Source organism: Ralstonia pickettii (genome assembly GCF_016466415.2).
In the GTDB taxonomy this organism is placed as follows: Bacteria; Pseudomonadota; Gammaproteobacteria; order Burkholderiales; family Burkholderiaceae; genus Ralstonia; species Ralstonia pickettii.
In genome coordinates this window covers 652,897-669,596 of record NZ_CP066772.2, presented here as the reverse complement: position 1 = coordinate 669,596, position 16,700 = coordinate 652,897, and the positions used below count along the sequence as shown (strand labels likewise).

Below are 16,700 nucleotides of genomic sequence, written 5' to 3'. Positions count from 1 at the left end.
GGCGCCTTGAATTCTCGTAAGCGGGCGGAAAAAAGAACGGGAACTGTCTGAGCGCAGCGAGTTTTCCCGTTCTCCGCCCGGTTACGAAAATTCAAGGGATGGGTCGCCATCTCGGGCGCGCCTTTCTTTGCTTACTTTCTTTGGCAAGACAAAGAAAAGTAAGTCGTGCCCGGCAGGGTACGAAACAGGGATGTACCACCAGGCCAAAAAGACGCACAACGAAACCACTTCTAATGCTCCGCTTCCCCAAAACCCTCTCCCCCGGCAAACCGTTCCCCCTTGGCGCTCATTGGGACGGCCTGGGCATCAACTTTGCGGTCTTCTCGGCAAACGCCACCAAGATCGAACTCTGCATCTTCGATCCCACCGGCCGAAAAGAGATGACGCGGTTTGCCCTGCCCGAATGCACCGACGAGGTCTGGCATGGCTACCTGCCCGGCGTGGAAGCCGGCCTCGTCTACGGCTACCGCGCCTACGGACCTTGGGAGCCGCAGCACGGCCATCGCTTCAACCCGCACAAGCTGCTGCTCGACCCCTACGCGCGCCGGCTGGTGGGCTCGCTGCGCTGGTCCGACGCACTGTTCGGCTATCGGCTCAACTCCAACCGCGGCGATCTTTCATTCGACCGCCGCGACAGCGCGCCGGCCATGCCCAAGGCCATCGTCACCGACGAGTCGTTCAACTGGGGCAACGACGTCCGCCCCAACACACCGTGGTCTCGCACCGTGATCTACGAAGGGCACGTTCGCGGGATGTCGATGCTGCGCGAAGACCTGCTGCCGCCTGAACGCGGCACGTTCAGCGCGCTCGGCGACAGCGTCTTCATCGACCGCCTGCAGCGGCTGGGCATCACCGCCATCGAGCTGCTGCCCATTCACGCCTTCCTGCAAGACCAGTTTCTGGTGGAGCGCGGCTTGCGCAACTATTGGGGCTACAACACGCTGTGCTTCTTCGCGCCAGAGCCGTCTTACCTCTCGGCGCCATCGCTGCATGAGCTGAAAGTGGCGATCCGCCGGCTGCATGCGGCGGGCATCGAAGTGTTGCTCGACGTGGTCTATAACCACACGTGCGAAGGCAGCGAGCTGGGACCGACGCTGTCGTTTCGGGGCCTGGACAACGCGAGCTACTACCGCCTCGTGCCGGGCCAGGAGCGTTACTACATCAACGATACGGGCTGCGGCAACACGCTGAACCTGTCGCACCCGCGCGTGCTGCAGATGGTGATGGACTCTCTGCGCTACTGGGTCAACGCGTTCCACGTGGACGGCTTCCGCTTCGACCTGGGCGTCACGCTCGGGCGCGAGGGCAATGGCTTCGATCAGGGCTCGGGCTTCTTCGATGCCATCCGCCAGGACCCCGTGCTTTCCACCGTCAAGCTGATCTCCGAACCGTGGGACGTGGGCCCAGACGGCTACCAGGTCGGCAACCACCCGCCGGGCTTTGCGGAATGGAACGACCGCTTTCGCGATGGCATCCGCCGCTTCTGGCGCGGTGACTCGGGCCAGCGGCCCGACCTTGCCGCACGCCTGACCGGCAGTGGCGACTTGTTCGACCGCCGCCACCGCAGGCCTTGGGCGTCGGTTAATTACGTCGCCTCGCACGACGGTTTCACGCTGCACGACCTCGTCAGTTATGCCGACAAGCACAACGATGCCAACGGCGAAGACAACCGCGACGGCCACAACGACAACTGCAGCGCCAACTGGGGCGCCGAGGGCCCGACCGATGACCCCGCCATCCAAACCCTGCGCGAACGCGTGAAACGTGCGCTGCTGGCCACGGTGTTCTTTTCCAACGGCACGCCGATGCTGTTGGCGGGGGACGAATTCGGCCGCACGCAAAACGGCAACAACAACGCCTATTGCCAGGACAACGCCCTGTCCTGGCTCGATTGGTCATTGCTGGAAAAAGACCCGGGGCAGGCGCTCGCCCGCTATACGGCGCGGCTGATCGCACTGCGCAAGGCCAGCCCTGCGCTGCGCTGGCCGCATTACGTGCACGGCAACACCGAGATCCTGCCGGGCGTGCCGGACATCGCCTGGTTTGACGAGCGCGGCCAGGTGCTCTCACCCGACGCGTGGAACGACAGCGAGGCACGGGCGTTGGCATTGCGCCGCGCCTGCGTCGAGACCATCGACGCGGAGACGCGCCCGCACGTGGCGTTGTTGCTCATCAACGGTGCCGCGACAGACCTGACGTTCACGCTGCCCGAGCCCGCCATGGACTGGCTACTCGCCATCGACAGCGCAGCGCCCGAGCAAGACGCTCGACCGCACAGCGGCAGCACCCTGGACGTGGCGGGCCGCAGCGTAGTGCTGCTGCTCGCCACGCAGCTGGCCACGATCGCCGAGATTGCTGGGCAGCCGGATGCAGACGCCAGCGGCGAAACCCTCGGGAGGGTGTCCGACACACAGAACGCGCCACAGGGCGCACCGCAGAACACCCCGCCCGAACAACCTGCGACCGACGACGAGCGCACCGCCCCCACCGCCGACCAGGCAGCGAGCGACGACAATGGAGACGCCACGCGATGACCGCACCTGCCCCCCGGTTTGCCCACGACATGCCGTTCGGTGCCACCGTCCTGGCGGACGGCAACACCCGGTTCCGTTTGTGGGCCCCCGACGCGACCGCCGCCTGGATCGACTTCGACGACGTGCGCGGCGACGAGGCCATCCGCATGGACCCGGAACCCGACGGCTGGTATGCCGCCGTGGCACCCGTGGGTGCCGGAACATGCTACCGGTACCGCCTCACCAATCAGGACGGCGTGACACTGTCGGTGCCTGACCCCGCGGCCCGCGCGCAGTGGCAGGACATAGCGGGCCCAAGCCTCGTCGTCGATCCGCAGCGCTACCAGTGGCAGCACGCCGACTGGCAGGGCCGGCCCTGGCACGAGACGGTGCTGTACGAACTGCACGTCGGCGCGCTGGGCGGTTTCAAAGGTGTGCGCGGCCGGCTGCCGGAACTGGCGCGGCTGGGCATCACGGCCATCGAGTTGATGCCGGTGGCGGAATTTCCGGGTGCGCGCAACTGGGGCTATGACGGCGTACTGCCCTTTGCGCCTGACGCCAGCTACGGCACGCCGGACGACCTCAAGGCCTTGATCGACACCGCGCACGGGCTCGGCATCATGGTGTTTCTCGATGTGGTCTACAACCACTTCGGGCCGGATGGCAATTACCTGCACCACTACGCGCGCAGCTTCTTCCGCGACGATGTGCATACGCCCTGGGGCGCCGCCATCGATTTCCGCAAGCCGCAGGTGCGCGAGTTCTTCATCCAGAACGCGTTGATGTGGCTGATGGAATATCGCTTTGACGGCCTGCGGCTCGACGCCGTGCACGCCATCACCGAGCGCGACTGGCTGGGCGAACTCGCCGCCCGCGTGCGACTGTCGGCCGAGCCTGGCCGGCATGTGCATCTGGTGCTGGAGAACGAGCACAACGCCGCATCGCTGCTGCGTGATGGCGACACCCACGGCGACTTCGACGCGCAGTGGAACGACGACGGCCACAACGTGCTCCACGTGTTGCTGACCGGCGAGCGCGAAGCCTATTACGCCGCCTACGCCGAAGCACCGGCGCAGCGCCTTGCGCGCGTGCTGCAAGACGGCTTCTGCTACCAGGGCGAGCCATCCCCGATTCATGAGAACGCCCCGCGCGGCGAACCGAGCGCGCACTTGCCGCCCACCGCGTTCGTGCTGTTCCTGCAGAACCACGACCAGATCGGCAACCGCGCCTTTGGTGAACGGCTGACGCAGCTCGCCCATCCCGATGCGTTGTACGCCGCGCAGGTGCTGTTGCTGCTGAGCCCGCAGATTCCGATGCTGTTCATGGGTGAGGAATGGGGCAGCACCTGCCCGTTCCAATACTTCACCAGCCATCACGGCATGCTGGCCGAAGCCGTGCGGGAAGGCCGGCGCAGGGAGTTCGCCAAGTTCGAGGCATTTGCCGACCCGCACCAGCGCGAGCGCATTCCCGATCCCAACGACGAGTTGACGTTCCTTGCCTCGTCCCCTGGCGAGGCCAACCTGGCCGATCCCGCACAGCTGAACACGCTGAACCGCATGCACCGCCTGCTGGCGCTGCGCCACGCAGAGATCATCCCGCGCCTGCCCCGCGCCCGCGCGCTCGATGCGGTGGCACTGGGCCATGCCGGCGCCCTTGCCCGCTGGCGTATGGGCGACGGCAGCGTGCTCACGCTGATGGTGAATCTGTCCGATCAAGCCGTGGCGGTCCCTACGGTGCTGGCGGGCAGCCCTGCAGATCTGCTGCATGAATCGCGCGAGGGCGCCGCCGCCGCGCTCATCGCGCATCGCCTGCCGGAGCGCACGTGCGTGGCATTGCTGCACACGCCTTCACCAGCCTGACTCCAGCCCCCCTGACAACCGCAACGCGCCAACGTATCAACGCCCCCGCACACCATGGATCGCACGACCAACTCATCCGGCACGCAACGCACCCCGCTCCAGCAACTGGCCACCGAGGCCGGCCTGCTGGTGGACTGGGAAGACGCTGCGAGCCGGCCCATGCACGTGGCCGACGACGTGCTGCGGGCCGTGCTGCACAGCCTGGGGCTGCCTGCCGGCACGCCGGCCCAGGTGTCGGAAAGCCAGGCGCGCCTGCGCGCGGAAGCCGAAGAGGTGGCGATACCGCCGCTCGTGACAGGCGTGGTCGGACAGCCGATCGTGCTGCAGACTTCGGCGCCACAGGCGGCATTGCTGGACGGACAAACCTATCGCGTCGATCTGGAGTCCGGCGGCAGCACTGAGGGCAAAGTCAGCGCGAGCTCAAGCGAGCACCACGCAACGCTGCGCCTGGGGCCTGTGACTGCCGTGGGCTATCACCGCCTGACCATCGACGCCGGGCCGGGCACCGTGATCCAGGCCACGCTCGCCATTGCGCCGGCACGTTGCTACGGCGTGGCCGATGCATTACGCCAGCACAAACGTCAGACCGACACCCGAGTGTGGGGTACCTCCGCACAACTCTATGGCCTGCGATGCGGGGCTGAGCGCGCCGCCAGCAGCGCAGGGCTCGGCGACTACACCGCTGCCGGCGCACTGGCACAGCAGCTCGCGCGGCACGGTGCAGATGCGCTGGCGCTCAGCCCCGTGCATGCCATGTTCACGGCCGACGCGCGTCGCTACTCGCCGTACTCGCCATCGAGCCGCCTGTTCATGAACGCGTGGATGATCGACCCCACCGCCCTTTTCGGAGAGGAAGCCGTCCGGCAAGCCGTGGTCGACTGCAACCTTGTCGCAGACTATGCACGCCTGGAAGCCGCTCCGCTCATCGACTGGCCCGCCAGCGGCAACGCCCGTATGACGGTGCTGCGCGCGTTGCATCACCGTTTGCTGCAGGCGCCGCTTGGAGACACCACCGCCCAGATGCTGCTGGACGATTTTCGTGCGTATTGCATCGACGGGGGCGTCAGCCTGCGCGACCACGCGCACTTTGAGGCGCTGAACGCGCATCTGGGACCCGCGCACTGGAAGCAATGGCCGGAGCAATATCAGGATCCGAGCTACCTTGGCGTGCAGGCCTTCGCGCGCGAGCATGAGGATGCGGTGAATTTCCACCTCTTCCTGCAATGGGCTGCTGCTCGCCAATGGGCCCTCGTGCAGCGCACCGCGGAAAGCGCCGGCATGGCCATCGGCCTGATTGCCGACCTGGCTGTGGGCACCGACAGCGCGGGCAGCCACGCATGGGCCCGCCAGCGGGACTTGCTGATCGGCGTCACCATAGGCGCGCCGCCCGACCTGTTCAACGCGCAGGGCCAGGATTGGGGGCTCACCACCTTCAGCCCGCGGGCCATGCGAACGCAGGGCTTTTCCGCGTTCATCGAAATGCTGCGTGCGGTCATGGCGGTGCCCGGCGGCGTGCGGATCGACCACGTGCTCGGACTCATGCGACTGTGGGTCATTCCGGATGGCGCACAGCCGCTGGACGGCGTGTACCTGCGCTACCCGATGCACGATCTGCTGCGGCTGGTCGCGCTGGAATCGTGGCGCAACCGCTGCATCGTCATCGGCGAGGATCTCGGCACCGTGCCGGCGGGCCTGCGTGAGACGCTGGCCGAAGACGGGCTGCTCGGCATGCGCATCCTCTGGTTTGAACGCGAATACACGCGCGACGATGCGCCCTTTAAGGCCCCTCACACGTGGGCGCCGGCCTCCGTTGCGATGACCAGCACGCACGATCTGCCCACGCTCGCCGGCTGGTGGATCGGCAACGATCTGCGCTGGCAAGTGCAACTCGGGCTGTTGCCGCCCGGCATGAACGAGACCGAGGCGTACGCGCGCCGCATGGACGACCGCGCCGCGCTCGTCGCTGCCTTTGCCGAGCACAACCGGCTGGTGCTGGCCGATGGCGGCGTGCCGATGATCGGCGTGGCGCCTCTGCAGGCTGCGCTGGAACAGGCGCGCGCCGCCAACGCAGCGCAAGCCGAAGTCATCCTGCAAGCAAGCGCACAGGACTTTGCGACGGCAGCCACGGTGTTCACGGGCGCCGCCCACACGCCGCTTGCTCTGGTGCCGCTGGAAGACTTGCTGGGGCTTGTCGAGCAGCCGAACCTGCCGAGCACGATCGACACACATCCAAACTGGCGTCGCCGCCTCCCGGCGCCCGCCCCGACGCTGCTCGACGCGCCCACGGTTCAGGCGCGCCTGTCAGCGCTGGCCAACGCGCGCATCAGCCTGTCATGAGCGAACCTACCACGCCACTCGCCCCCATCGCCCTCCAGCGGGTGCCCCGCGCCACGGTGCGGCTGCAACTGCACCGCGACTTTACGTTCGACCATGTGCGCGCCCTGCTGGACGACTTTGCAGCGCTCGGCATCTCGCACCTCTACACGTCGCCCATCACCACGGCGCAGCCGGGTTCCACGCATGGCTATGACGTTGTCGACCCGACACGTGTGAACCCGGAGCTGGGCGGCGAACCCGCCCTCGAACGTCTGGTTGAGGCACTGCATGCGCGCGGCATGGGGCTCGTTGTCGATATCGTGCCGAACCACATGGGTGTGGGTGGTGCACACAACGCGTGGTGGCTGGACGTGCTCGAATCCGGCCCTGAAAGCGCTTACGCCAACTTTTTCGATATCGACTGGCAGCCGTCGCACCCCGGGCTGCGCAACAAGGTGCTCGCACCGTTCCTCGGCGAAAACTACGCCGACGCACTGGCCGGGGGCCGACTGCAACTGGCCTACGAGGAAGCGGCCGCGCGTCTGGCCATTGCGTACTACGATCACCGGTTCCCGATTGCGCTGGCCGACTACCCCGCGTTGCTGCGCACCGGCAACACGGACACCGCCACGCATGCGGTTGCCGACCGCTTTGCCGGGCTCGGCACCATCCGCTCGGTGCGAACGCGCCGCGAACGTGCAGACGAAGCACGCGATGCACTGCGCAACCTCGCCACCACCGAAGCAGGCGCCGCACACATCGCCGAAGCCGTGCGCACGCTCAACGCGCAACACGATGAGCTTGATGCGCTGATGGCGCGCCAGCATTGGCGCCTTGCCCACTGGCGCACCGCCAATGACGAGATCAACTGGCGCCGCTTCTTCGATATCGGCTCGCTGGCCGGCTTGCGGATGGAGCGCGCCGAGGTATTCGAAGCGACGCACGCGCTGCTGTTCCGGCTCTATCGCCTGGGGTGGATTGACGGCGTGCGCATCGACCACGTTGATGGCCTGGCCGATCCGGCCGCCTACTGCCGCCAACTGCGCCGCCGCCTGCAAGCCGAACACGCGGCACGCCCCGCCGACCGGCTCACGAATCACCCATGGATTGTTGTCGAGAAAATCCTCGCCCACGATGAAGCCATGCGCACCGACTGGGGAGTCGACGGCACCAGCGGCTACGATTTCATGAACCAGGTGGGCGCGCTGCTGCACGACGCCCACGGCGAGACCGCGCTCACGCAGGGCTGGCTCGAGTGGATTGGTGCGCCGGTGGCGCAAGCGCCGTTTTCGGCCACAGCAGTACCTGCACGCCGCGAGATCCTGCATGCGCACTTTGCGGCAGAACTCGATGCAGCCGCGTCGGCGTTGCACGCAGTGGCACAGCAGGAGCGCAGCAGCCACGACGTGACGTGGCACGCCATTCGACGGGCGCTGGCCGAGGTGATCGTCCACTTTCCGGTGTATCGGACCTATGCGAATGCGCAACAACGCGATGCGCAGGACGCCGCCATCGTGCAAGCCGCCCTGTCGGGCGCGGCGAGCTGCCTGCGGCGCGTCGACCAGCCTGTGCTCGGCTGGCTCGATGCCTGGCTGGGCGGGCAGCCGGCCGGGCAGGACAAGTTGCGCCAACTGGCGTTGCGGCGGTGCCAGCAGTTGTCGTCGCCGGTGGCGGCCAAAGCGGTGGAAGACACGGCGTGCTACCGCTACGGGCGGCTGCTCTCGCGCAACGAAGTCGGCGCGGATCCGGGCGAGTTCTCGATGAGCGCCAACGCGTTCCATCACGCCATGCAAGCGCGTGCCCTCACGTGGCCGCACGCCATGCTCACCACCGCCACGCACGACCATAAACGCGGTGAAGACGTGCGCGCCCGGTTGGCCGTGCTGTCGGAGCGGCCCGCGCAATGGTTGGCCGCCGCGCATCAATGGCGAACGGAACACGCTGCGTGGATCCGTCATCTTCCGACAGGCCCGGCCCCCTCACCTGCCGCGCAATGGATGCTGTACCAAACGCTGGTGGGCATCTGGCCGGCAGGGTTCGACTGGCATGACGCCGATACCGTACGCGACCTGGCCGAGCGTGTCGCGCAATGGCAGGAAAAGGCCCAGCGCGAAGCCAAGCTGCGCACTGACTGGTTCGCCCCCGATGCAGACTATGAAGCCGCCAGCCGCGATTTCGTCTTGACGCTGCTGACAGGTGAGGCCGCTTCGACCTTCCTGCCCTCCCTCGCGGCCTTCGTTCAAAGCGTGGCCCCGGCCGCGGCCATCAACAGCCTCGCCCAGACCTTGCTGCGCACCACACTGCCCGGTGTGCCGGACCTGTACCAGGGCACCGATTTCTGGGACACCAGCCTGGTCGATCCCGACAACCGCCGGCCCGTTGATTACGCCGCACGGCACCGCGCATTGCGGGCATTGCAAGCGCATGCCGGAAACAGCTTGACCCCGCTGCTTGCGCATTGGACGGACGGCCGCATCAAGCAAGCCGTGCTGGCCCGTGCACTGGCCCTGCGTGCCGCACTGCCGGCGGTGTTCGAATCCGGCGACTACCAGCCGCTTGCCGTGACCGGCAGCGGCGCACAGCACGTGCTCGCGTTTGCCCGGACGCATGGCGCCGACGCGATTGTCGTCATCGTGCCCCTGCACGCCTCCGCCATGCTTGGCCATACCGCCACACCAACGTTTGCGGACGGCGCATGGCGGGACACTACGGTGAGCCTGCCGTCCGCGCTCTCGCATACCCCGCTGCATAGCGCATTCGACGGCGCGCTGCCGCTCCAGGGTCCGCGCCTGGCGCTGGGCCAGGTGCTCACGCCGTTGCCCGTCGCACTGCTCCACACCTGACCGCTTCTTCACCCGGCCGCACGGGTTAACACTGACTGCGTCGCCAGCCGGCCCGCCCTAGAATTCCTCTATTCATATAGATGACTAGAGCAATGCGTGAATCATGCGCCGCTCACGTCACCCCGAGGAGACTGCATGTTCGGCTGGTTCAAAGAGATTTCGAAAGGGGAAAAGCGCACGTTCTGGGCCTGCTTTGGCGGCTGGGCGCTCGACGCGCTGGACGTGCAGATGTTCAGCCTCGTCATCCCGACCATCATCGCGGCCTGGCACATCGGCAAGGCCGAGGCGGGGCTGGTGTCGGGCGTCACGCTGGTGGCGTCGGCGCTGGGCGGCTGGATTGCCGGCGCATTGACCGACCGCTTCGGCCGCGTGCGCACGCTGCAGATCACGGTACTGTGGTTCTCGCTGGCCACATTCGCCTCGGCCTTCGCGCAGAACTTCGAGCAGTTCCTGGTGCTGAAGGCCATCCAGGGCTTCGGCTTTGGCGGTGAATGGGCGGCGGGTGCCGTGCTGATGGCCGAGAGCATCCGCGCCAGCCATCGCGGCAAGGCCATGGGCACCGTGCAGAGCGCCTGGGCCGTGGGCTGGGGCGCCGCGGTGCTGCTGTATGCGCTCACCTATTCCTTCATCGAGCCCGACCTCGCCTGGCGCGTGATGTTCGCTGCGGGGTTGCTGCCGGCGCTGCTCATCATCTACATCCGCCGTGGCGTGAAGGAACCGGTGCCGGCCGCCAAGCCGGACGCGGACGCCAACGCGATGCCGATCTCGCGCTTTCCGCTGCTCGACATCTTCCGCCCGCAGGTGCTGCGCATGACGCTGATCGGCGGCCTGTTGGGGGTGGGCGCGCACGGCGGTTACTACGCACTGATGACGTGGCTGCCGACGTACCTCAAAACGGAGCGCCACCTGTCGGTGCTCGGCACGGGCGGCTACCTGGCGGTGATCATCTTTGCTTTCTGGTGCGGCTGCGTGGCCAGCGCATGGCTGCTGGACGTGCTCGGCCGTCGCGGCAACATCCTGCTGTTCTCGTGCTGCTGCGTGGTCACCGTGCTGGTGTATCTGCTGGTGCCGCTGTCGGATGGCGCGATGCTGGTGCTGGGCTTTCCGCTGGGCTTCTTTGCGGCGGGCATTCCGGCCAGCATGGGCGCGTTGTTCAACGAGCTGTATCCGCAGGGGGTACGCGGCACGGGCGTGGGCTTTTGCTACAACTTCGGCCGCGTGGTATCTGCCGCGTTCCCGGTGCTGGTGGGCAAGATGAGCGCATCCATGTCGCTGGGCACGGCCATCGGCATCGACGCGGCCATCGCGTATTCGATCGTCGCAGTGGCGGTGCTGATGCTGCCCGAGACGAAGGGCCGTGACCTCGCTGCCGTCACGGTCTGAACTGCACCACAACATCATGACGACGCACTTGATCCGTCGCCGCCAGGAGACCCGATGCCCACCCGCCGCGCCTTCAACACCGGACTGCTTGCCATGCTAGGTTCCACCGCCCTTGCCGGCTGCGCCGCCACCGGCAGCAGCGACGTTTCGCGGGGGGGCCCCGCGCGCATCACGGCCATCGATACGCACGCACATGTGTTCGAACGCGGGCTGCAACTGGCCGATGCGCGCCGCTATGCGCCCACGTATGACGCACCCCTGCCGGCCTATCTGGCGCAGCTCGACGCGCACGGCGTGTCGCACGGTGTGCTGGTGCAGCCGAGCTTCCTGGGCGTCGACAACAGCTACCTGCTGGCTGCACTCAAACAGGCGCCGCAACGCTTGCGCGGTGTGGCCGTGATCGACCCGGCGGCGCCCGAGACCTTGCTCACGCAGATGAACGCCGAGGGCATCGTCGGCATCCGCCTGAACCTGATCGGTGCGGCGGACCCGCAATTGAAATCGCCCGTGTGGCAAGCCGCGCTGGCACGCCTGCATGCGCTGGGCTGGCATGTGGAACTGCACGTCGAGGCACGCCGCCTGCCCGCGCTACTGCAGCCGCTGCTGGAAGCGCAGGTGAACGTGGTGGTCGATCACTTCGGCCGCCCCGATCCTGCACTCGGCGTGGACGACCCGGGCTTTGCCGCATTGCTCGCCGCCGGCCGCTCGCGGCGCGTGTGGGTGAAGATTTCCGGTGCCTACCGGAACGGCGCAAACGGACGCGGCGAAGCCATCGCGCAGGCCGCCATGCCACGGCTGAAAGATGCACTCGGCCTGGACCGCCTCGTCTGGGGCAGCGACTGGCCGCACACGCAGTTCGAATCGCAGATCGACTACGACAAGATGTGGGCCTTCGCTGGCGTGCTCCTGCCCAGCGCAGCGGACCGCAAACAGGTGCTGGTCGACACGCCCGCGCAGCTGTTCCGCTTCGTCTGAAGGCGCCAGCGCCGCACCGCGTCTGCGCGATACCCCGTTTCGCGAATCACGAATTTCGCCGCGCGGGCCGCGCTCCTACACTGGCCGCTCCTCGTCCCCACAAGCCGTAAGGAGCAGCCATGCAGCAGCATCGACTCGTCGACGCGCAATTCGGCCAAGTCGCCCAGGCCTACCTGACCAGTGCCGTGCATGCGCAGGGCGACGATCTCGACGCCCTGGCCGCGCTGGCGCAATCGGCGCCGCACGCCAAGGTGCTCGATCTGGGCTGCGGCGGCGGGCACGTGAGCTTTGCCATGGCGCCGCACGTGGCGGCCATGGTGGCGTATGACCTGTCCGAAGACATGCTGAGCGTGGTGGCCGCCGAAGCCGCGCGCCGTGGGCTTGCGCAATTGCACACGCAGGCGGGCCGCGCCGAGCGCCTGCCCTTTGACGATGCTGCGTTCGACATCGTTGCCACGCGCTTTTCCGCTCACCACTGGTACGACGTGCGCAAAGGCCTGGCCGAAGCGCGCCGTGTGCTGAAACCGGGCGGCAAGCTCGTCATCGTGGATATCGTCGCGCCGGAGGTGCCGCTGCTCGACACACTGCTGCAAACCGCCGAGGTGCTGCGCGATGTGTCGCACGTACGCGACTACCGTGTGTCCGAATGGCAAGCCATGCTGGCCGAGGCCGGTTTCCAGTCCGACACGCCCCGCACCTGAAAGCTGACGATGGCCTTTGACAGCTGGATCGCCCGCATCCGCACCCCGCAGGTCCGGGCGGATGCCATCCGCGACCTGTTCGACCGCGCCGCCGACGAAGCGCGCACGTACTTTGCCGTGGCGCCCGACCATTCCTTTGCGATCGACGCGATGCTGATCGAGGCCACCTGAGCCACCTGAGCAACCTGTGCGGCGTAAGCGACCCGGGAGCCCTCATCCCCGCCTCGTCCTTTTTGTCACACCCGTTAGAGGGGGACCGCGATGCGGCGCGGTTTTGGGGGTTTCGTTTAATCCAGAATAAAAAAAATGTGACAACGGAACACGTGTACGAACGCGGCGTTGTCGGTAGCCTTCCGGGTTACCGTCGGCTCCGGTCGGCATTGGCGCGCGGCCACTGCGCCAACTCCCCGATTCCATGTACGCCCTGTTCCCCGCCTTCGTCTCGTCGCTTTTCCTGTTCTACGGCGTCTACGTCGTGACCACGCGCGGCCGCACTCGAGCGAGCCTGGCGTTTCTCGGCATGACAACGCTCACATGCCTGTGGCAGGGCATCTGGGCGTTCCTCTTCCAAACGCAGGACGTCGGCACGGCCCAGGTGCTTGCCAAGCTGGGCTGGATCGCCATCCTGATCATGCCGACCATGCTGTATCACTTTGCGGTGGAGGTGGCCGAAGCCCCGGGCGAGCGGCACTGGCTCCTGGCCGCCTATGCACTGGACGCCGCGCTGATCGGCTTGCTACTGACCACCAACCTGGTCATCGATGGCGTGCATCAGTTCCACTTCGGTTTCTATCCAAAGGCTGGCGCGCTGGAGGCCGTGCATATCGCCCAGACGGCGGCGCTGGTCTCGCGCGGCATGTGGGTGCTCTACCGCGAGCAGCGGCATGCCACCGCAGAAAAGCGCAAACGGTTGCTGACGTCCCTGTTCGGCGTCGGGCTCATTTCGCTGGCAGCGGCCGACTACGCGGTCAACTACGGCGTTGCGTTCTACCCGCCGGGTGTGCTCCCGCTGGCCGTTGCGCTGGGCATCATCGCCGTGGGTGTGGTCAAGTTCGACCTGATGCGCCCTTACGCGCTGGCCGCCACCGTTGCGCACGAGGTCCGCACGCCGCTGACCACCATCCGTTTGCAAGCCGCCGAAATTGCCCGCGCCTGGCCTGATGTGTACCGCGGCTATCTGCTCGCCATCGACAACGGCCTGTGCCAGCCGCCGCAGCATCCGGCCATGCTCGATCGCCTCTCCAAGCTGGCGGGGGCCATCACGTCGGAAGTCGCGTCCGCGCACAGCGTGATCGAAATGGCGTTGGCGTCCGTCACGCTGGAGCGCCTCGACCGGCGCACCTTTGCGGCCCACTCGCTGCGCGAATGCGTGGAGACGGCCGTGGCGCAGTATCCGTTTCAGGCCGGCGAGCGCGAACGCGTGCACGTGCAGACGTTCAACGCCGACTGGCGGTTCGTTGGCTCCGACACGCTGCTCGTGTATGTGCTGTTCAACCTGCTGAAGAACGCGCTGCATGCCATCCAGATCGCGCGCAAGGGGCACATCGAAATCTCCGCCCGCCAGGATGGCGACAGCTACGTGCTCGTGGTGCGCGACAGCGCCACCGGCATTCCGCCCAGCGTGCAGCGTCGTATCTTTGACCCGTTCTTCTCCACCAAGCATGTCGGCAAGGGCTCGGGCGTGGGGCTGACGTTCTGCCGCCGCGTCATGCAGGCATTCGGGGGGCGCATCCAGTGCGAATCCGTGGTTGGGGAATACACGCTGTTCTCCATGCGGTTTCCCCAACCGCCTGCTATCTGACGTTTACACCTTTAGAACGTCAGGACGCGTGTGCCAGCTCTGGCAGCGTGTCCAGTTCGTACGCCTTCACACGCACGCGCACGTGCTCCGGCAACCGCTGGATGACGCGCTCGGCGTTGGCGCACACCACCTGCTGATACCCCAGCGACACCAGCCGCCCGCCTGAAACGAACCGGAACACCATGTAGAACGAGCACGGCTGCACCCGGAAGGTGTTCAGATGGCATTCCACGCGCTGAAACGGAAATGTCTCTTCAACGAATTCCTGATGCGCCAGCTTGGTCACGAAGATCACACGTCCGCTCATGAGCAGCTCAGCGTCAATGCATTCGTGGAACCAGCGCTCGCGCACCACGCCCTGCCACTCGAAATACCGGGCGAAATACGTGTTTGCGTAGGCGTTGGAATCCTTCAGATAGACATCGAAGGCGTGCTGGAACGTCTGCTGCGCAGAAATGGCTTTGGGCAGCTCGGCATTGCGCAGATAGTGGTTGACGACTGTGGCAATGGATTGGCCTGTCGGCATCGCATACTCCAAGAATGGATTTGGCTGCTGGCGGCAGCCGCGCATGCGCGGTGGTCCCGCGCATGTGTCCATTCTTCCGATGCACTTGCCATTGCGTAACAAGGCAATGGCGTAGCCCTACGAACGGGCGGTCTACTCCCGGCCCGCAACACTCCGCAGCCCCGGCGGCCCCTGATGAAAGCGGAACGTGTTGCGTCCGTTGCGCTTGGCATCGTAGAGCGCCGCATCGGCCCACTCGAAGAGCACGTCCAGTCGTTCGTCGCCGGGCGTGAGCGTGACGGCACCGGCTGATAGCGTGACGTACGGCGCAGCAACGGATGCCGCGTGCGGTTCGGCACGTTCAGCCACCATGGCCACGGCGCGGGCCACAGCCTGGCGGGCGTCATCGCGGTTCAGATCAAACAGCATGGCGACGAATTCTTCGCCGCCCACACGCGCAATGAAGTCGTCGGGGTGACGGCACGCCATGCCCAGCGTGTCGGCCACCATGCGCAGGCATTCGTCGCCTTGCAGGTGGCCGTAGGTGTCGTTGTATTGCTTGAAGCAGTCGATATCGAACAGCGCCAGCGTGACGGGTCGATTGTCGCGCCGGGCATGGTCGAACAGGCGAGGGGCCTGCGTTTCAAAGAAGCGGCGGTTGAACAGGTGTGTGAGCGCGTCGCGGTTGACGTCATCCTCGAGCACAGTCAGCAAGGCCTGCGTGCGCTGCAGCTCGCTGCGCAGGGCATTCTGGGCGCTGGCCATGCCGGCGCGCTGCAACTGCTCGACCGTCACGTCGCGCAACAGCAGGAAGACGCCGGCGTGCCGGCCGCGCGCGTCGCTCAGGCCTTCAAGCGTGACTTCCAGCGTGCGCCCGGTCTCGGGCAGCCAGACCTGGTGGCGGTTGGGCAGGCGAGTCCGCTCGAATTCGCGCAGGATGCCGGCCACGTCCAGCACGGCGGGCGGCATTGCATGCACGCGGGCAGTCGGCAACAGGTAACGCGCGGCGGCGTTGATGCTCGCGATGGAGCCATCGCGGGCCAGCACGATGCAACCGTCACGCATGGCTTCGATGATCTTGCCGCGTGCATACACGGCGGTATCCCGCAGGCGTGGCCGCAGGACGATCCACCCGAGCAATGCGGTGCTGACGGCAAAGGTGGCGGGGGTCAGGTCACCGCCCAACGCCGTCGTCCAGCGTTGCAGATAGGCGAGATGCGCGACCAGCGGCAGCAGTTGCCCGATGACGAGCGCCAGCCGCACCTGCGTGCGCGATGAAACGTAAAGGTCCGAGGCGCCTTCGTCGATGGGCAGCACCAACAGCACAAGACTGATGGCCAGCAGCACGTAGTTGTAGGCGGTGCCGAGCCAGAACATGCGCCCGTGGTCGAACACCGCACGCTTTGCACCATCAAGGACGACGAAGCGCGAATCCAGCCATACCAGGTGGTGCAACTCATTGGTGGCGACCAGCCCGATGAAGGCGACGGCCACCAGCAGCGTCAGCACCCAGCCCGCACGCACCAGCGGCAATGCGTTCAGCTCGGGCCGTATGAGGCCAACGACCATGCGCAGCCACGCCGCGGGCACTATCATGATTCCGAGATAGGCGACCTTGGCCCAACCCACGCGCACGGGCATGTCGAAGGTGACGACTTCCATGAGACGCGCGCCGCTCCACAGCGCGGTGCCGAGCGCCAGCAGCATGAAGGCGGAGACTTCCGCGTCATCGCGGCGCGGCCACGATAGACCGATCAGCGCGATCGAAACGAGTGCAGCGCAAGCCAGTGCAGCGATCAGCATG

At 66.5% G+C, this 16,700-nt stretch carries 9 protein-coding genes and 1 pseudogene; 8 read left to right on the top strand and 2 right to left on the bottom strand.

Annotation, left to right across the window (positions count from 1 at the left end; translation table 11 throughout):
* Nucleotides 1–233: 233 nt before the first annotated feature.
* From glgX to RP6297_RS19255, 8 genes and pseudogenes are all read left to right on the top strand, one after another.
* Nucleotides 234–2,534, top strand: a complete 2,301-nt coding sequence (gene glgX, locus RP6297_RS19290; RefSeq protein WP_009240355.1) for a glycogen debranching protein GlgX — start codon at nucleotides 234–236, stop codon at nucleotides 2,532–2,534.
* Nucleotides 2,531–4,372, top strand: a complete 1,842-nt coding sequence (gene treZ / locus RP6297_RS19285) for a malto-oligosyltrehalose trehalohydrolase (RefSeq protein ID WP_009240354.1) — start codon at nucleotides 2,531–2,533, stop codon at nucleotides 4,370–4,372. The genes glgX and treZ overlap by 4 nt, the downstream gene beginning before the upstream one ends.
* Before the next feature lie 54 nt (nucleotides 4,373–4,426).
* Entirely contained in the window at nucleotides 4,427–6,709 is a 2,283-nt protein-coding gene (gene malQ, locus RP6297_RS19280; protein ID WP_009240353.1) for a 4-alpha-glucanotransferase, read from the top strand.
* A complete protein-coding gene (treY, locus tag RP6297_RS19275) occupies nucleotides 6,706–9,531 on the top strand; it encodes a malto-oligosyltrehalose synthase (RefSeq protein WP_009240352.1) in 2,826 nt (941 codons plus the stop codon). The genes malQ and treY overlap by 4 nt, the downstream gene beginning before the upstream one ends.
* A 135-nt stretch (nucleotides 9,532–9,666) precedes the next feature.
* Nucleotides 9,667–10,914, top strand: coding sequence for an MFS transporter (locus tag RP6297_RS19270; RefSeq protein WP_009240351.1), 1,248 nt, complete (start codon nucleotides 9,667–9,669; stop codon nucleotides 10,912–10,914).
* Nucleotides 10,915–10,968: 54 nt separating this feature from the next.
* Nucleotides 10,969–11,889, top strand: a complete 921-nt coding sequence (locus tag RP6297_RS19265; protein WP_009240350.1) for an amidohydrolase family protein — start codon at nucleotides 10,969–10,971, stop codon at nucleotides 11,887–11,889.
* Nucleotides 11,890–12,008: 119 nt separating this feature from the next.
* A pseudogene (locus RP6297_RS19260) lies at nucleotides 12,009–12,761 on the top strand (class I SAM-dependent methyltransferase).
* Nucleotides 12,762–13,005: 244 nt separating this feature from the next.
* Nucleotides 13,006–14,391 carry a sensor histidine kinase gene (locus RP6297_RS19255; protein WP_009240347.1) on the top strand — a complete coding sequence of 462 codons (1,386 nt, stop codon included), beginning with the start codon at nucleotides 13,006–13,008 and terminating at the stop codon, nucleotides 14,389–14,391.
* Nucleotides 14,392–14,410: 19 nt separating this feature from the next.
* Here RP6297_RS19255 and RP6297_RS19250 read toward each other — a convergent pair whose 3' ends face one another.
* Both RP6297_RS19250 and RP6297_RS19245 read right to left on the bottom strand, forming a co-directional pair.
* Nucleotides 14,411–14,917 carry an acyl-CoA thioesterase gene (locus RP6297_RS19250; RefSeq protein ID WP_009240346.1) on the bottom strand — a complete coding sequence of 169 codons (507 nt, stop codon included), beginning with the start codon at nucleotides 14,915–14,917 and terminating at the stop codon, nucleotides 14,411–14,413.
* Between the two features lie 132 nt (nucleotides 14,918–15,049).
* Complete coding sequence (locus tag RP6297_RS19245; protein WP_009240345.1) at nucleotides 15,050–16,699, bottom strand: diguanylate cyclase domain-containing protein; 1,650 nt, start codon at nucleotides 16,697–16,699, stop codon at nucleotides 15,050–15,052.
* Between the last annotated feature and the right edge of the window lies 1 nt (nucleotide 16,700).